The organism is Exiguobacterium sp. s192 (assembly GCF_018618795.1).
Taxonomy (GTDB): domain Bacteria; phylum Bacillota; class Bacilli; order Exiguobacteriales; family Exiguobacteriaceae; genus Exiguobacterium_A; species Exiguobacterium_A undae.
Genome location: NZ_JACSMS010000001.1, coordinates 63,420 through 80,593, shown reverse-complemented (window position 1 = coordinate 80,593; position 17,174 = coordinate 63,420). Strand labels below are relative to the sequence as shown.

Genomic DNA, 17,174 nt, shown 5'->3' with positions numbered 1-17,174 from the left:
TTTGTATCCGCTTACAAAAAGTTTGTTAGGAAAAGGGCTTAACTCAGCCCTTTAATTAACATCCGATGAATCCCGTGACGCGTCTCGAGCAAATCGTATTTAAATCCGCTCGCCATCCAACTTGTCACGACTTCGTCAATCGTTCCAAATACCATCTGTCTCGCCAATCGATAATCAAGCGTCTCTGAAAATTCGCCGGACTCCATCCCGTTTCGGATGACACGATCAATCAAGTGAAGATATGGTTTAAGCACCGTTGCGATATTGTGGCGCATCTCTTGATTGGATTGTCGTAACTCGATTTGGGTGACGACCGCTAAATCATAGTCCACCGACAGTTGCTCAAGGTGGGCTTCGATCAGCGCCGCCAGCTGTTGTGTCGCCGATTGATGAAGCGCAATTTGCGCTTCCGAATACTCGATGAAACTGCCCATCTTCGCTTGGAACAATGAAATCAACAGATGTTCCTTGTTCTTGAAGTAAAGATAAATCGTTCCGTCCGCTACGCCAGCTTCTTTGGCAATCGCCGTGACTTTGGCACCGTGGTACCCATTTTTTGCAATCACCTTGACTGCAGCATCAATGATGCGATCACTCTTAGACATCGTTCTTTTCATAAGGCTATCTCCTAACACATAAAATGAATGATGGTTCATTCATATTTATTCTATCATGTCTTTTTGAGCTGTCAACTGCTTTCTTCCAGCTGTTTTGCGCGTTCTTCCTCAATCAGTACCCGACGGAGAATTTTACCGACAAAGGTTTTCGGTAACTCCTGTCTGAACTCGTATTGTTTCGGTACTTTAAACGATGCCAGGCTTTTGCGGCAGAATTGATCGAGTTCTTCTTCCGTCGTTACACTGTCATCTTTCAAGACAATAAACGCCTTGACCGTTTCCCCCCGATAAGCGTCCGGAACCCCGATCACAACGGCTTCTTTCACCGCCGGATGTTCGTACAGGATTTCCTCGACTTCCCGCGGATAGATGTTAAAGCCTGATGCGATGATCAAATCTTTTTTCCGATCAACAATCCGGAAATAATGATCTTCTCCGACATATCCAAGATCCCCCGTATGCAACCAACCATCGCGTAAAACGGCTTGCGTGTCTTCCGGACGTTTCCAGTACCCCTTCATGACTTGCGGACCACGGACGAGAATTTCCCCGATTTCTCCAGGTGCGGCGGGTGTTTCTCCGTCCGGTTGGACAATCTTCGCAATCGTATCCGGAACAGGGATCCCCACCGATCCCGGGACACGTTTGTCCCAGATACAATTCGTATGCGTCACAGGGCTCGTTTCCGATAACCCGTATCCTTCAACGATCCGTCCGCCTGTCACCTGTTCAAATTTTTCCTGTACTTCAACCGGCAATGGTGCCGATCCCGAGATACACGCTTCGATTGATGACAAGTCATATTTTTTCAACTTCGGATGGTTCAACAAGCCGACATACATCGTCGGTGCCCCCGGGAACAGATTCGGTTTTTCCTTATCAATCGTCTTTAAGACTTGTTCCAAATCAAATTTTGGTAAAATGATTTGTTCATAGGCATTAAACATACCGAAGTTTAAATTACAGGTCATGCCGTAGACGTGGAAATAAGGCACGACGGCTAATAACTTCCGTCCATCCCCCCGCGAATACTTGTAGAACCACTGGCTGATCTGCTCTACGTTGGCACTCAAGTTAAAGTGGGTCAACATGACTCCTTTTGGTGCCCCGGTCGTTCCTCCTGTATATTGTAACACTGCGATGTCTTCTTTCGGATTGATTGCAATCGGTTCGATCATTTCAGCACCGCGGTGTGATAAAAACGGAATCGAACCGGTCGTATCGATGATGATGTTATTGTCTTTGCGGGATTTGATCGGATACAGCTTGTTTTTCGGAAAAGTCAGATAGTCGGCAATACTCGTTGTGACAACCGTTTTTAAAACCGTCGTTGCTTTGACGCGTGAGGCTTTCGGATACAGTAAATCCAACGTAACGAGAATCTTCGCACCGGAGTCGACCAAAATCTGTTCCAACTCACGATCAGTATACAGCGGATTAACTTGGACGACAGTTCCACCTGCGTACAATACTGCATAATAACTGATCATGTACTGGGGACAGTTCGGTAACATCAAACCGACCCGGTCACCCTTCTCGAGTCCGGCGTCTTGCAGGACTTGGGCAAAGCTTCGGGCCTCTTGGCGCACTTCCTGGAACGTCATGCGTTTTCCCAGAAAACTGAGTGCACGTCGTCCCGGAAATTCGTCTGCCGCCTCTTCAAGTGCTTGATAGAGCGGTATCTCGCGATAGGCGATTGATGCAGGTACTTGTTCCGGATAATCCTTTAACCATGCTGAATCCATTCCAATCCCTCCCTGTGACTGAATTACTATTCATTTTTATTATACGTGTAATTTGTCCACAGCGGCTAGTCCTGATCTAAAATAAATTTCACATTTTTCCCAATCAGAGATATTTTGAGCACACCACAAAAAAACCACCTGCTCTTTCGCAAGTGGTTGCTTTGATCGATCGTTAGCGTGACGGATAGGTGAATCCCTCACCGATGACTTCACGTACTTTATGAATGACGACAAAGGCACGGGGATCCGCCGCCTCGACGATTTGTTTCAGCGGTGCAAGTTGGCGTTTATCGACAATCATGTATAACATGTCGTTTTTCTGTTTCGTGAAATGACCATGGCTGTGAATGACCGTCGCACTGCGACCGAGTGTTTCCGTCAAAATCGTTGCAATTTCTTCCTGGCGGTGACTGATGATTGTGACCGCTTCACGGACATTCAGTCCTTCGCTGACCAGATCAATTAAATAAGAGCCGATGATGATGGCAATCAACGTATAGAGCATCGTTTCTTCTCCAAACAGGAATCCGGAAGCTCCGACAACCGTCACGTCGATGATGAACATCGAAACGGCAATCCCTAAATTCAAGTACTTGTTCATCAACCGGGCGATGATGACACCGCCGCCGGTCGTCCCGCCTGCGCGAATGACAAGTCCGATTCCAAGACCAATCAGAATTCCTGCGTAAATCGTCCCGATCAACCGGTTATCGGAAGCCGTCGCGAGCGACGCTGTTGCCGACAGGACAAATGAAGTCGTCGCAACTGAAATCACGGAATAAATCATCGTCTTCCGGCTCAAGAACCGGTACCCGATGATGAACAAGAGCGCATTCGCAATCAAGGACACCAACCCGGTATTCCAGCCGTACAGATAGTAGAAAATGACGGTAATCCCGATCAGTCCGCCTTCCGATAAGTCGTTTGGGATCGTGAAGTAGTTGATTCCAAACGCAAGAATCGCCGAACCGACGATGATCCAGAAGATATCTTTCCAGGAAATCAGTTGCATCGCTTCAAAGGCGCGCCGCCGTATTTCATTTGTATTGGTTTTTCTTACATTCATGTAGTTTCCTCCTTCGTTGTTCTTTCGCGGGTCCCAATAAAAATTCCGTACTGAATCGAGCTCAGTACGGAATAATCACTTGGCACAGCCAGTTCTTTTAATTCATGAAAATCCAAAGTATGCCGACGACCAAAAAGGCAATCGATACGCCGAACATGATTTTTGCTAACCGTTCTAACACGTGCTCACCCCACTAACGCCGAACCAATGACATAAGACATGCCGATTGATAATGAACAGGAAATGATCCCGACCGCGATATTTCCTTTTTCGATCTCTCGGTCAACCGGGAGATTCGGTGTCAAGAATTCAAAAATCCAATAAGTCGAAATCAGTAATAAAAATCCGAACGCACTTTCTAAAAAGATGGCACCCACACGTTGTTCGCTTTGAACGGCGAAATGAACGATGTTCGCCAGACCAATGATCTTGCCACCCGTTGCGAGGGCAACCGCAATGTTTCCACTCTTGATATGTTCCCAGTTTCGGTACCGGGTTGTCAACTCAAAAAGTGCCAAGCCCATAATGATCAATAATCCTGCCACCGAATATAAAGCCGTCGTATAGACATAAACGTTTTCAAAAATATTCACCTGACGCGCCTCATTTCAATTCAATGATCGTCACACCATGACCACCTTCACCTTGACCTCCAAGGCGATGGGTTTTGACATGACGGTTTCCACGCAGATACTCTTGCACTCCTTGACGCATCGCACCTGTCCCGAGTCCATGGATGACACGAATCTGTTCGTAGTTCGACAGTAAGGCCTGATCCATGAAGCGGTCGAGTTTCGAGAGACCTTCTTCGACACGAACTCCCCGCAAATCGAGTTCTGCCGATGCCGCGGACTGTTTCGTCACACTTGTCCCGCCGGACCGTTTTTTGGTTTTGGAAGCCGATTTCGCTTCGCCGACCTTCGCGAGATCACCGGGTTTGACGTTTACTTTCATGATTCCGACTTGAACGGTATACTCTCCGTTTGAGTTTTGATTGATGATGTACCCTTTTTGGTTGAACGTCGTGACTTTGACTTCTTCCCCTTTTGCAAAAACAGGTGTTTGATTCGATTTGGCCTTCACCTTGGCGATACGCTGATCTTGCAAGGTTGGTTTGGCCTGTTCGAGTTGTTTGCGGGCTTCAATCAGTTCATGTTCTTTGACAGCGCCTGCATCCCGTAACTCTTTTAGACGTTTGATGACGGCTTCGGCTTCTTTTTGTGCCCGTTCGACGGCACGTGTTGCTTTTTCTTCTGCTTTTGCTAAAATCTCATTTTTCTCTTCATGGATTTCCGCTTGTTCCCGCTCGAATTCTTCCCGCTCTTCGATCAATCGTTGTTGTTCTTGCAACAATTCCCGTTCCAGCGATTCCGCACGTTGTTTCGCTTCTTCCAATCGCCCGATCATCGTTTCGACGGACTGGGCATCACTTCCGACTTGATCGCGTGCCGCATCGATGACCCGGTCCTCAAGACCCAGCCGCTTTGAAATCTCAAAGGCATTCGAACGTCCCGGTACACCAATTAATAACCGATAGGTCGGGCTGAGTGATTCGACATCAAACTCCATCGAGGCGTTGACGACACCTTCCCGGTTGTATCCATAGGCTTTAAGTTCAGAGTAGTGAGTCGTCGCGGCAACACGTGCGCCACGCCGTTTCACTTCGTCCAAAATCGCAATGGCGAGGGCCGCTCCTTCTGTCGGATCTGTCCCTGCTCCCAATTCATCAAACAAGACGAGACTCATGAAATCAATTTTTTCCATCATGGAGACGATGTTCGTCATGTGCGAACTGAACGTCGACAGGTTTTGCTCAATCGACTGTTCGTCACCGATATCGGCATAAATCGCATCAAAGACACTGAGCTCCGTCTCGTCGGCTGCCGGTACATACAAACCGGATTGGACCATTAACTGGAGTAAACCGATCGTTTTCAATGTGACGGTTTTCCCCCCGGTGTTAGGACCGGTAATGACGAGCGATGTAAACTCGCCGCCTAACGATACGGTGATCGGCACCACTTCGTCATCCGGAATGAACGGATGACGGGCTTCTTTGAGAATGACATGACGGTTTTCATTTAAGCGTGGTTCGACGGCACGAATCGTATGACCATACAAGGCTTTCGCCATGATGAAATCCAGTTCTGCCAAGACATCGACGTTAATCCGTAACGAATCGCCAACCGATCCGACGAGTGCCGAAAGTTGGGCTAAAATCCGTTCGATTTCCGCCCGCTCTTTTAGACGCGCTTCTTGAATTTCATTGTTGGCTGCAACGACAGCTTGCGGTTCGATGAATAATGTTGCACCGGACGCCGATTGATCATGAACGATTCCGCCAAACGCCTGCCGGTACTCCTGTTTGACCGGGACACAGTAACGATCGTTACGCATCGTGACGATGGCGTCGGATAACATCTTCGATTTACTGCGTAATACACCATCGATTTTCGAGCGGACCTGACCTTCGAGTGAACGCAATTGACTGCGTAAAGCTCGGAGTTTATCACTCGCTGAATCCTGAACCGTTCCTTGATCGTCAATCGCGTGACGGATTCCCTGTTCGATTTCCACCAGTTTCGTAATCTGTTCGATCCGGCTGTCGAGCGCCGGTAAACGGAGATCCGGGTGGTCTTCATGCAAGCGTTCTTGAAACGCTTTGACTTGTCGTCCGGAATAGACGACATCCGCAACGGCAAGCAGTTCGCTTGTCGAAAGGACAGAACCGATTTCAGCTCGTTTCACCTCACTGCGGACATCGGTCAAGCCACCGAACGGATAACGATCGCGTAAGCGGTAAACCGTCGTTGCTTCCGTCGTCAAAGCGAGTAATGCTTTTACCTGTTCAAAATCTTCTGCCGGCTCCATCTTCCGCACGAACTGTGCACCAAGTGAACTCGCCGTCTGCTTGACGAGTAATTCTTTTAATTTATCGTATTCTAATACACGTAGTGCATTGGCATTCATTTATTTCACTCCTAAACGTTTTCGATCAAAAAAAGCCCGCGCTTCTTCTGCTGTCCACGTATTGATGACATCGGATGGTTCCAAATATGCTTTACGTGCATGCAGGACACCAAGTTTCATATCTTCTAACATTTCCGGCCGATGCGTGTCGGTATTGATCATGATTTTGACGCCTGCTGCCTTCGCTTTCGCAAGCGACGCCGCCGTTAAGTCAAACCGAGCGGGATTCGCATTTAATTCCAGTGCCGTGCCCGTCTCTGCCGCCAGTTCAACCAACCGGTCGATGTTGACCGCATATCCTTCCCGGCGTCCGATGATTCGTCCGGTCGGATGGGCAATCAAAGAAACATACGGATTACGGCAGGCATTTTCCAACCGTTGCATGATTTCCTCTTCCGTCTGATCGAATTTGGAATGAATCGAGGCGATGACATAGTCCATTTCTTGTAAAAACGTATCATCGTAGTCCAATGAACCGTCCGGTAAAATATCCATCTCGACACCGCATAAAATCGTCATCTCCGGATGTTTTTGCCGGGCTGCTTCAATTTCCACCCGCTGTTTCCGTAAGCGTTCTTCCGTCAAACCATTGACGAACTTCATATATTTACTGTGATCAGTAATCGCCATCCACGAATACCCCCGCGCGGCACAGGCATCAACGAGTTCTTCGACGGACAACGTGCCGTCCGACCATGTCGTATGCATGTGGACATCCGCCTGAATATCCGTTTCGCGGATTAACCGGCTTAAATCTGCCTCGAATTCCAACCGTCCGGCCCGCAGTTCAGGCGGAATGAACGGTAAACCGTAACGGGCGAACAATTCGTCCTCCGTTTTCGGTTGTACGAGACCCTCTGCTGTCTCAATCCCGTATTCCGAGATGCTTTCCCCTCGCTCTTTCGCAAGTTGCCGCATCCGGACATTATGATCCTTTGATCCCGTGAAATGGTGTAACGTCGAAGCAAACGCCAAATCATCGACCAACCGGAAATCGACTGCAATATAGGCATCGTCCCGTTTCAGGACGATCGATACTTTCGTCTCCCCGGCAGCAATGATTTCATCGATCTGTTCGATTTCCAGTAATTGTGCTTTTACCTCTTTTGGGTGCTCGGTCGAGATGATGAAATCAAGATCCTTACACGTTTCTTCCGCCCGACGGAAGCTGCCCCCGACTTCAAAACGGATGATCTGATCGATTCCCGCTAATGTCCGCTCCAGTTCGCTGACACTTTTACGCATGACGCCGTATGGCAATCGTTCTGGTCGTGTTTCAAAGGTCTCGAGTGCCTTACTGTATTTTTCAACCGTCTTTTTCCCGAATCCTGGCATTGCTTCTACTGTACCATCCGCCAATTTTTCCGCGAAGGAATCTGCATCAATGACACCGACTTCATGCAATTTCGCCAACTTTTTCCCACCGAGTCCCGGTATTTTCAGCAGGGCAATCAATCCTTCCGGCACTTGCTGTTCCAGCTCCGTCAAAGCCGTACTTGATCCGGTATCGCGGAATTCTTCCAGGACCGTTGCCGTTCCTTTTCCGATACCTTTCATCGCCGTAAAGTCCTCAATCGCCATGAAGTCGAGTTCTGCTGCTTCAAGCAGGCTGGCTGCCTTACGAAACGCATTGATTTTAAACGGATTTTCACCCTTTACTTCCAGATAAACTGAAATTCGTTCCAAATGTCGAATGGCGTCTTGTGTTGTCCGCATGTTCAATTCTCCCCTCAAAAAAAGCTCCCTTTCAACGGGAGCACGTTATTTTATCAAACCGACTTTTTCCATCAACCATTCTGCAAGCAACGGTGTATGTTGAATCATGAAGGAGGCTAAGCTTGAATTGGCGATGGCATCTTGAATCGACTGCACCGGTGCAAAAGCCGCCAAGAACAGAATCAAGAAAATGAAGATGTACATCTCAATGAAACCGAACACACCACCCAAGAGTCCTTTTACCTGCTTCAAGATTGGAATGTTCGTTAAGGAATCAAACATCGCAATGATGATCGATAAGATGATTTTCGTTCCAAAAAATAAGACGATGAACCAAAAGGCCTTATAAAAAACTTCATCTAGTCCAACTGAGCTTGGAATCGAAAACATCGTCAAGTCAATTCCCGCATCGTCCAGTGTCGATGGGTACGGAATCCATAATTTAAATTGTTTGGCCAGCTCATCGTAAAACGATAACGCGACGATAAACGAGATGATTAAACTCAACAAATGTCCCGCCTGCAAGACTACTCCGCGACGCACACCCGTCATCGTTCCTAAAGCCAGAAACAATAAGATTACAAAAGAAATCATTTTTAAAGCTCACCCAAATTCTTTTTAATTTTTACATAATCACTACCGATATTGAGAGCTGCTAAAACAGCAATTTGACGAACATCTAGTTGTGGGGCTTGGTCTCTAATTTCACGAATTTTCGTATCCACGAGGAGACCCACTTCGCGTACATGTTCAGGTGACTCCGTTCCGACAATCGTATAGTCATTCCCTGCGATATGAATCGTCGTCCGGTTCAACCCTTCTGAATCAGCCATTTTCCTGTCCTCCTCATACTTTGCTTCTTTCATATAGTACCATCATTTTTCAAATAGGAAAAGAAGTCCACCATCCGTCTTAAGGATGGTATGCTTATTTTCGAAAGGGTGATCATGTTATGGGAACGGTCGTATTAAAGTTAACAAATGAAAAACAAGAGTCCGTCATTTCTGATTTTGAAGGAGCGCGTATTTCGCCTCCTGCTTACGCACGTTTTGCCGCGCGTACACCAGGATGTATCGTGACGGTCTATAATTCCGGAAAGGTGATGTTTCAAGGACGAGACGCTGAAACCATTTCCGCCCGTTACGGATCGGCGATTGCCAAAAAGACTGCTTCCACGGCAAGTGCGACCCTTCCGGAGGGATTTGCCAAGTGGTCTGTCGTCGGAAGTGACGAAGTCGGAAAAGGTGATTTTTTTGGTCCGTTGGTCGTCGTCGCCGCTTATGTCGATCATTCACACATCGAACTGGTCCGTGAGCTTGGTGTCCGTGATTCAAAAAACGTCTCTGATCCGGAAATCCGCAAAATTGCACGGGACCTTCATGCTGTCATTCCGTATGACTACCGTATTTTACATACTCCGGAGTACAACCGGATGCAACAGACGATGACACAAGGGAAAATGACTGCCCTGCTTCACAATACGGCGCTGAACGGTTTACTCGAAAAACTGGACCACCCGCCGCAGGCAATCTTAATTGATCAGTTTGCTGAAAAAGCAACGTATTATAAACATTTGTCCGGGGAAGCAAAACAAGTCAAAGACAATGTCTACTTTTCAACAAAGGCAGAAGGTCTTCACGTTGCTGTCGCTGCCGCTTCGATCCTGGCACGTGCCATCTTCCTTAAGGAAATGGATCAGCTGAGCCAACAGGCAGGAACCGAGATTCCAAAAGGAGCAGGTGCCAAGGTCGATCAGGTCGCCGCTTCCCTTTTGTTGCGTTACGGACCGGATCGTCTGAAGGATTGGACGAAGTTTCATTTTGCCAACACGAAAAAAGCACAAGCATTAGCCGAAAAACGAAGCCGACCATGATTTCAGCATGGTCGGTTTTTACAGAATTTTTGAGCTTTCATCCCACTCCTTTAGAGGTGGGATGAAAGCTCGGTCGGATACGGAGTGCCCACAAAGAAGCCGAAGGTTTTGGCACTTCATGTATCCGAAAATATTTTTTTGCGTTGCAGTAAGTTGTTTGAAAGGATACATTGTCAATATGAAAAACAACTATCGAAGAACCCAGACCACCGTTTCTCTGATCCATTATCATTTCGTTTTTTGCCCTCGATATAGAAGGACGTTTCAAAGAATTGGTGCAGGAGATCTGTGAAAGCTTAGAAATCCATACCATCGCCTTATTATGTGATCGAGATCATACACATCTGTTCCTCAATGCCCCTCCAACACTCAGTCCTGCTGATATCATGGCAAAAATCAAAGGCGTGACATCTAAAAAATTAAGAGCGGAATTTCCTCATCTTCAACACTTGCCAAGTCTTTGGACGCGTTCCTACTTCGTTTCGACCGCCGGAAATGTGTCGAGCGAAACAATCAAGCGTTATGTCGAGCAACAAAAAACAAGGGGGTGACACCTTGAATCAGACATTAACGGTGAACATCAAACTTCGTCCTACCAAAGTACAACAATCTATTTTGAAGCGTATGATGGGAACTTATATCCACACGGCCAACCAACTGGTCTCAGATATGGTAGAGGCAGAAACGATGCTTAAGCTGACGAGCAAGAATGTCCAGTCTCATTTGCCTAGCGCCGTCAAGAACCAAGTCATCAAAGACGCCCAAAGCCTCTTCAAGAAAGTCAAGAAATCCAAATTCAAAATCATCCCTATCCTCAAGAAACCCTACTGCACATGGAACAACCAGAACTATTCGTTCGATTTCGAGTCGATTTCTCTTCCGATCATGATGGACGGGAAGGCAAAGAAGATGGCAATTAAAGCAGAAATGGTCGATACACACAATCGCAATTTCTCACTCCTGAACAATAAGTTGGGAACGCTACGCATCACGAAGAAGTCGAACAAATGGATTGCCCAGATCGCTGTCACGCTTCTCACGACCGAGAAGACCGGCTCCAAGGTTCTCGGTGTGGATCTGGGTTTGAAAGTCCCGGCAGTCGCAACGACTGATGGCGACAAGGCGAGGTTCTTCGGGAACGGACGCGAGAACAAATACATGAAACGCAAGTTTCGTGCGAGACGGAAAGAGCTCGGTCAAAAGAAGAAGCTGAACGCAATCAAGAAACTAAATAATCAAGAGCAACGTTGGATGAGAGACAAAGATCACAAGGTAAGTCGTGCGATCGTTTCATTTGCGAAAGAGAATCACGTTTCTGTCATTCGCCTAGAAAGACTGGCGAACATCCGGCAGACGGCAAGAACAAGCCGTAAAAACAATCAGAATCTGCATACATGGTCGTTCTATCGCCTAGCAACATTCATCGAATACAAAGCAAATTTGGAAGGAATCAAGGTTGAGTACGTCAATCCTGCGTACACGTCTCAGACATGTCCTTCTTGCGGTAAAAGAAACAAAGCGAAAGATCGAACCTATTTTTGTCCATGTGGATTCAAAAAGCACAGAGATTTAGTCGGTGCGATGAATATTAGATATGCACCTGTGGTTGATGGTAACAGTCAATCAGCCTGAGAACCTTTAGGGTCTGTCTCAGGAGGGGTGATGGCACACCCTCATCTGAAGGCTTGAGCAAAACAGAAATGGACTGCGCTCGCACAAGCACTTCAGAATCCCATTCATCCCGAAGGATGAGCTTGCGGCTGTAGCCGTGGGAGTGTCAAATGGCGGATTCTTGACCGGACAATCGGCTTAATTCTTCCGTCAAAATCTTCATCTCATCAAACGGCACATCATTCATACCGATCCGTTCAAACCGTTCATGCCCTTTTCCGACAATGACGATTCGTTTTCCCGTCAAAGCGATTTTCGCTGCAATCTGCAAGGCTTCTTTTCGTGTTTCGTGACAGGTGATGATTTTCCGGGGGGCAATCTCTGCAATCAGTTCCTTGATGATTTGTTGCGGGTTTTCCCGCCTTGGATCATGAACGGTGACGATGATTCCCTCACAGTACTGACTGGCAATTCGTCCCATCTCCTGTCGTTTTGAACGATCACGTTCTCCGGCGGCACTTAAGACCATGTATAGCGGTTCGTTCGGAACAGACAATGCCTTTAAACATTTTTCCAATCCGTCTGGAGTATGGGCATAGTCAATGTAGATTTCACATCCGTCAAACGGAACACGCTCCAGTCGCCCTTTTGGTAAACGAAGCTCCGGTATGTGCCGAATCAGTTGGTACATGTTGACCTCACCCGCACGCATCAAGCCGATGGCTGCTGCCAGATTCGCGGCATTGAAGTCACCTAAAAGAAAGACCGGGACTTCCGTGACGGTTCCGTCCAAACGGACCCGGACGGTCTCCTCCTGCCACTCGACAGCAATCGGAGCATCTGACGCTTCCTCTGTCGCATACCACAGGACCGGCACTCCGTTTGCAGCTTTAGCCATGAGTGCACTCGTTGGATCTGCCTCGTTCAGGACAACAGCTTTTCCTCCGCTTGTCGCCACTTGTTCAAACAGCAACGCTTTTGCTTCAGCATATTCCTCCATCGACGCATGATAATCCAGATGATCGTGTGTCAGATTCGTAAAGGCAGCCGCATGGAACTGAACCCCTTCGACCCGCCCTTCCATGAGGGCGTGTGAGGAGACTTCCAACACACAATCCGTCACACCTTGTTCAACCATTTGATGTAACAATCGATGCAGAATGACGGCTTCCGGTGTCGTATTCGGGGTGTCAATCATCTCGCCGTCAATCATCGCTCCGACGGTACTGATCATCCCTGCTTTATGTCCGGCGGAGCGGAATAAATCATACGTTAATTTCGTCGTCGTCGTTTTGCCGTTCGTCCCTGTTATGCCGTAAACCCGGAGCTGTCGGCTTGGGTGGTCATAAAATAAGTCGGCAATTCGTCCGGCCGCCTGCTTTGTATTCGGTAACACGATGACCGGGACAGTCATCCCTTCAAGTGGTTCTTCCGCTAAAATCGCGACCGCACCGTTCTCTGTTGCTTCTCGTGCATACTGGTGCCCGTCTACCGTGTAACCACGTACACAAATAAACAAACTTCCTGTTGTCACTTGGCGTGAGTCTGTTTCGATACTCGTAACGATTGGGTCTTCCTCACACGTAAGCTGAAATAAGGCAATTAATTCTGACAAGTGTTTGTATGGACGATTCATGGTGTATGTTCTCTCCTTTTATGTGTAAACGAACGGTAGCTACATTCTGACTGGTTTTGTCTAAAAAAAGAACACAAGTCGTTTCATCTTCAGCTAAACTTCAGATAGTCATGATACAACTGAGGAAGAGGTGAAAATGAATGACACATATTTTAATCGCGGAAGATGAATTTGACATCCGTGAACTTTTGACCGAACTGTTGGAATCCAGCGGTTATCAAGTCACGAGCGCAGCTAATGGCATGGAAGCTCTTAAGCTTCATCAGACGGCTGCCTTTGATTTAATCATGTTAGATATCATGATGCCTTTTTTGGATGGATTCGAAGTCGCGCAACAAATTCGAAAAAGCTCTCAAACACCTATCATTTTCTTGACCGCTCTACAAGATGAGGAGAATCAGGTGAAGGGGTTTGATCTTGGGATTGATGACTACATCGCCAAACCTTTTTCGTTACGTGTCTTGTTACGCAGAATCGAAGCCATCATTCGACGCATTCAAACGAATGTCGAAGAAGAACTCTCTTTTCGTGAAATTACCCTATTTCCGGCAAGCTATAACGTTTTAATTTCTGGTAACGCTATCATTTTGACGTTAAAGGAATTTCAAATCCTTCATTTACTGCTTGAACATCCTGGTCGTGTTTTGGAGCGGGAACAACTGATTCAACAACTATGGGGATTTGAAGCATTCGGAGACACCCGTTTCCTGGATACTCACATTAAAAATCTCCGAAAAAAAATCAATGTCCCGTACATTCAGACCGTAAAAGGAGTCGGATATAAACTTGAAGCGCATCATTAAACGCCATCGGATCACATGGAAATTATTTTTGTTAACCGTTAGTTTACTGATAATTGCCGTCCTGTCAACCGTGGGCTTTTTATACGCCACTTTACCGTCTTATTATCAAAGTTACCGGGAAGAGCAATTTCATACGACGATGCTGGACATTAAAAACATCAGTCAACAGACGTCCAGTTCGGAGTTGATTGCGACACTCGACCAACTTTCGGATCAGGGAATCCGATTTTCACTTTGGACGGAATCCAATCAGTTGTTTTACGCACCGGGCTTCGAACGTGCCCCTCTTCGTCAAGCGCGATCCTTTAATGCGAATGCACCGGAGGGAATGATTCAAGAATCGTTGACCCTTGACTTGACGGATCAGACCTTGATTTTAGATGCCAATCAAATGATTCAACCCATCGACGAAGTGAAAAGTGTGATTCTGAATCTTGCGCCTTACATCATTTTACCGTTGTTGTTGTTAGCTGTTTTAGCTGCTTTCCTCTATTCACGAACGATTTCGCGTCCATTGCTGACAATCAATCAAGCTACACGAGAACTGGCTCATTTAAATTTTTCCGTACGGACACACCATACTTCATCTGATGAGTTGGGTGATTTGTCGAGAAATATCAACCGTCTGGCAACAAAACTGGAATTAACGATGCACTCTCTGCAGGCATCAAACGAACAATTGCGTTTGGAGTCAGAAAAGGACCGGCAGCGCGATACGGAACGACGCCACTTATTTCTCGCCATCTCCCATGAGTTGAAGACACCGTTGACGATCATCAAGGGACAGATTGAAGGGATGTCACTAAATCTCGGGGCTTACAAAGACCGGGACTATTACTTGGAACGCGCGGGTCAAGTCATCGAGAACATGGAAGCATTACTCGCCGAACTTCTTGAAGTCGCCCGTGTCGAACAAGTAGCACTTGAGGAACACGATATTGATTTACATCAGATGTTGCAGCAACAATTGCATCCGCTGGAGAACTTCATCACGGAACGCCGGTTACACGTTTCCGTGACCGGTGATGCTGTATCGGTTCGAAGTGATCCCTCTTTACTCGGTCGCGCTTTGCACAATCTCCTGATGAACGCGGTCTCCTATACGGCAAACGCGGGAACCATCCAGATTACGACACATCTGACCGATACGGAGACCCTCTTAACGATTACGAATCAACCGACTCTTCACGATACAAGTGAAACAGCGGACTGGTTTGATCCACTCGTCCGTTCGGAACAGTCCCGAAATCGGATTCATGGAGGGAGCGGACTGGGATTATATTTGGTTCATCAAATCATGGAACGTTTAGGTGTCGCGGCGCATCTGCACGGTACGAGGGATCAAGTGACGGTTCAAATCGTTTTTCCAAAAACATCTTGACTCGCCTTGCCAACATCCTGTTGGATTCGGTATACTCCTTTAAGTTAACTAGTTAACTTAAAGGAGGTTTTTTATGTCCGCCCACCAAGAAGACTTACTGGGTCAATTGTCCAAAGTAGCACGCCTCGTCAAACGCGACATCGATGTTGCGCTTGCTCCGTTTTCGTTACACACCGGTCAATGGGCTTTAATAAAGGCTGTTGCGATACTTGAACCCGTCTCCCAAGTCGCTTTATCCAAATATTTGGTCATCGAAAAACCAGCTGTCACGAAAACCGTCACGCGACTCGAGACACTCGGCTTTATTTCTCGGACAGGATCTGGCCGAAAGCGTACCGTCACCTTGACGCGACAAGCACATGATATTTTTGAAGCCATTGATCAAGCAGTCCAGGCTGCCCATCAGCGTTTTTTAGAAACGCTTTCGAACGACGAACGGCAGATGATGGGCTCCATCCTGACACACCTGCTGGCGACACACCGACCCGATGAACAGGAGGAACTTCATTGAAAAACCGTTTATTCCATCGCCACTATGTCTTGACGCTTGTGATCAACCTGTTTCTGTTCATCACATTTTATTTATTAAATGCTTCCTTGCCGTTACTCGCCGCTAAACGGTTTGACGTCTCACAAGCGGCACTCGGTTGGGTCGTTACAAGCTTCATTTTAGCAACCGTCTGTTCACGCCCCTTGATCGGTCATTGGCTCGATCGATTTGACTTAAAGCGGATGTTGCTTCTGTCGGCAGGATTGTTTACGTTCATGAGTCTGTTATATGTCTTTGTCCTGCCGCTCGACTCGTTCCTCTATCTGATTGCCGTCCGAGTGTTGCACGGATTTAGTTTTGGTATGTTATCTTCCTCGATCAGCTTGGCTGTGACGACACTCATCCCGAAATCACGCCAAGGAGAAGGTATGGGCTATTTTGTTCTTTCGATGAATCTGGCTTCCGTTTTAGGTCCGGTCATCGGATTAGCATTGATTCAACAACAAGCGTTCGTCGTGTATTTCATCATGGTCGCTTTACTTGCACTGGTTTCGTTTATGCTCATGCTTCGTCTTCCGTTGACGAGTCAGCATGTGCCGAGCACACGGGTGTTTCGTCTGCACCAATCCTTATTTTTATCGCGTCCCCTGTTACTCGTTGCTACGATTCTGGCCGGCGTCGCGATTTCCAGTACATCTGCCTTCATTTCCCTTTATGCGGACACAATCGGACACATTACGTATGCCTCTTATTTTTATGCCGTCGTCGCGCTTGGAATGGTCGCCATCCGTCCTTTGGCCGGGAAATGGTTTGATCAAAAAGGTCCCGGCTTCGTCTTGTTTCCGTCTTTTTGTTTATATGCCGTTGGTTTTCTGATTTTAGGAACATTCCCGTCACTTTTCGGACTGTTGTTGGCCGCGCTGATCATCGGTGTCGGTTCTGCCTCGGTCTTCCCTGGTCTTCAAACGGTCATGCTGACGTATGCCGCTCCGCATCAGAAGGGAAAAGCCATCTCCACCTTTTTCTTGGCATATGACATCGGATTTGGTCTCGGGGCGTTACTGCTCTCAAGCCTGGCAGCAGGCATCGGTTACTCGAAGATGTTCTTGTTTTGCAGCATCATCGTCCTTACCAGTGGTTTCATCTACTTTGTATTTAACCGTCAAAATCAACCTCCCCACGACCAAACGCTCGCTTCTTAATGGCTTCACATACAAAAAAACACCGAATGACATCCTTCGTTCTTAAGGGAACGCGGACCATCCG

General features: G+C 47.2%; 15 protein-coding genes and 1 pseudogene. 7 read left to right on the top strand and 9 right to left on the bottom strand.

What is annotated here, in order from left to right:
- Positions 1–38: 38 nt before the first annotated feature.
- The 8 genes from KNP87_RS00360 to zapA all read right to left on the bottom strand — a co-directional run bounded on the left by KNP87_RS00360 (position 39) and on the right by zapA (position 8,947).
- Positions 39–617 carry a fatty acid metabolism transcriptional regulator FadR gene (locus KNP87_RS00360; RefSeq protein WP_026832375.1) on the bottom strand — a complete coding sequence of 193 codons (579 nt, stop codon included), beginning with the start codon at positions 615–617 and terminating at the stop codon, positions 39–41.
- Between the two features lie 71 nt (positions 618–688).
- Entirely contained in the window at positions 689–2,362 is a 1,674-nt protein-coding gene (locus tag KNP87_RS00355) for an AMP-binding protein (RefSeq protein ID WP_035387583.1), read from the bottom strand.
- 172 nt (positions 2,363–2,534) lie between these two features.
- Positions 2,535–3,428, bottom strand: a complete 894-nt coding sequence (locus tag KNP87_RS00350; protein ID WP_035414072.1) for a YitT family protein — start codon at positions 3,426–3,428, stop codon at positions 2,535–2,537.
- Between the two features lie 185 nt (positions 3,429–3,613).
- Positions 3,614–4,021 (bottom strand): DUF350 domain-containing protein, encoded by a 408-nt coding sequence (locus KNP87_RS00345; RefSeq protein ID WP_012371039.1) that lies wholly within the window; start codon positions 4,019–4,021, stop codon positions 3,614–3,616.
- 10 nt (positions 4,022–4,031) lie between these two features.
- Positions 4,032–6,398, bottom strand: a complete 2,367-nt coding sequence (locus KNP87_RS00340; RefSeq protein WP_214720541.1) for an endonuclease MutS2 — start codon at positions 6,396–6,398, stop codon at positions 4,032–4,034.
- Entirely contained in the window at positions 6,399–8,114 is a 1,716-nt protein-coding gene (gene polX / locus KNP87_RS00335) for a DNA polymerase/3'-5' exonuclease PolX (protein WP_214720540.1), read from the bottom strand.
- Between the two features lie 45 nt (positions 8,115–8,159).
- Complete coding sequence (locus KNP87_RS00330; RefSeq protein WP_026832370.1) at positions 8,160–8,708, bottom strand: CvpA family protein; 549 nt, start codon at positions 8,706–8,708, stop codon at positions 8,160–8,162.
- A gap of 2 nt (positions 8,709–8,710) precedes the next feature.
- Entirely contained in the window at positions 8,711–8,947 is a 237-nt protein-coding gene (gene zapA, locus KNP87_RS00325; RefSeq protein ID WP_012371043.1) for a cell division protein ZapA, read from the bottom strand.
- A gap of 119 nt (positions 8,948–9,066) precedes the next feature.
- Between zapA and rnhC the strand changes: the two genes are divergently transcribed.
- From rnhC to KNP87_RS00310, 3 genes and pseudogenes are all read left to right on the top strand, one after another.
- Positions 9,067–9,987, top strand: coding sequence for a ribonuclease HIII (rnhC, locus tag KNP87_RS00320; protein WP_214720539.1), 921 nt, complete (start codon positions 9,067–9,069; stop codon positions 9,985–9,987).
- A gap of 178 nt (positions 9,988–10,165) precedes the next feature.
- A pseudogene (gene tnpA, locus KNP87_RS00315) lies at positions 10,166–10,538 on the top strand (IS200/IS605 family transposase).
- A gap of 4 nt (positions 10,539–10,542) precedes the next feature.
- Positions 10,543–11,619 carry an RNA-guided endonuclease InsQ/TnpB family protein gene (locus tag KNP87_RS00310; protein ID WP_214720538.1) on the top strand — a complete coding sequence of 359 codons (1,077 nt, stop codon included), beginning with the start codon at positions 10,543–10,545 and terminating at the stop codon, positions 11,617–11,619.
- A gap of 145 nt (positions 11,620–11,764) precedes the next feature.
- On the opposite strand, the gene KNP87_RS00305 is transcribed toward KNP87_RS00310, so the two are convergent.
- Positions 11,765–13,234: a UDP-N-acetylmuramoyl-L-alanyl-D-glutamate--2,6-diaminopimelate ligase gene (locus tag KNP87_RS00305; RefSeq protein WP_214720537.1), complete on the bottom strand. Its 1,470-nt coding sequence runs from the start codon at positions 13,232–13,234 to the stop codon at positions 11,765–11,767.
- 140 nt (positions 13,235–13,374) lie between these two features.
- On the opposite strand from KNP87_RS00305, the gene KNP87_RS00300 reads away from it, so the two are divergent.
- The 4 genes from KNP87_RS00300 (at position 13,375) to KNP87_RS00285 (ending at position 17,110) form a co-directional block, all read left to right on the top strand.
- The gene (locus KNP87_RS00300) at positions 13,375–14,037 is read left to right on the top strand and encodes a response regulator transcription factor (protein WP_026832367.1); all 663 of its coding nucleotides are present in this window, start codon (positions 13,375–13,377) and stop codon (positions 14,035–14,037) included.
- Positions 14,021–15,418, top strand: coding sequence for a sensor histidine kinase (locus KNP87_RS00295; protein WP_214720536.1), 1,398 nt, complete (start codon positions 14,021–14,023; stop codon positions 15,416–15,418). Before KNP87_RS00300 ends, KNP87_RS00295 begins: the two co-directional genes overlap by 17 nt.
- A 73-nt stretch (positions 15,419–15,491) precedes the next feature.
- Positions 15,492–15,929, top strand: coding sequence for a MarR family winged helix-turn-helix transcriptional regulator (locus KNP87_RS00290; protein ID WP_026832365.1), 438 nt, complete (start codon positions 15,492–15,494; stop codon positions 15,927–15,929).
- Positions 15,926–17,110, top strand: a complete 1,185-nt coding sequence (locus KNP87_RS00285) for an MFS transporter (RefSeq protein ID WP_214720535.1) — start codon at positions 15,926–15,928, stop codon at positions 17,108–17,110. Before KNP87_RS00290 ends, KNP87_RS00285 begins: the two co-directional genes overlap by 4 nt.
- The last annotated feature ends 64 nt before the right edge of the window (positions 17,111–17,174 follow it).

Coding starts and splice junctions, on each gene's coding strand:
- KNP87_RS00355 (WP_035387583.1), bottom strand. CDS start 2,362: ATGGATTCAGCATGGTTAAAGGATTATCCGGAACAAGTACCTGCATCA.
- polX (WP_214720540.1), bottom strand. CDS start 8,114: ATGCGGACAACACAAGACGCCATTCGACATTTGGAACGAATTTCAGTT.
- KNP87_RS00350 (WP_035414072.1), bottom strand. CDS start 3,428: ATGAATGTAAGAAAAACCAATACAAATGAAATACGGCGGCGCGCCTTT.
- KNP87_RS00340 (WP_214720541.1), bottom strand. CDS start 6,398: ATGAATGCCAATGCACTACGTGTATTAGAATACGATAAATTAAAAGAA.
- rnhC (WP_214720539.1), top strand. CDS start 9,067: ATGGGAACGGTCGTATTAAAGTTAACAAATGAAAAACAAGAGTCCGTC.
- KNP87_RS00290 (WP_026832365.1), top strand. CDS start 15,492: ATGTCCGCCCACCAAGAAGACTTACTGGGTCAATTGTCCAAAGTAGCA.
- KNP87_RS00300 (WP_026832367.1), top strand. CDS start 13,375: ATGACACATATTTTAATCGCGGAAGATGAATTTGACATCCGTGAACTT.
- zapA (WP_012371043.1), bottom strand. CDS start 8,947: ATGGCTGATTCAGAAGGGTTGAACCGGACGACGATTCATATCGCAGGG.
- KNP87_RS00360 (WP_026832375.1), bottom strand. CDS start 617: ATGAAAAGAACGATGTCTAAGAGTGATCGCATCATTGATGCTGCAGTC.
- KNP87_RS00330 (WP_026832370.1), bottom strand. CDS start 8,708: ATGATTTCTTTTGTAATCTTATTGTTTCTGGCTTTAGGAACGATGACG.
- KNP87_RS00305 (WP_214720537.1), bottom strand. CDS start 13,234: ATGAATCGTCCATACAAACACTTGTCAGAATTAATTGCCTTATTTCAG.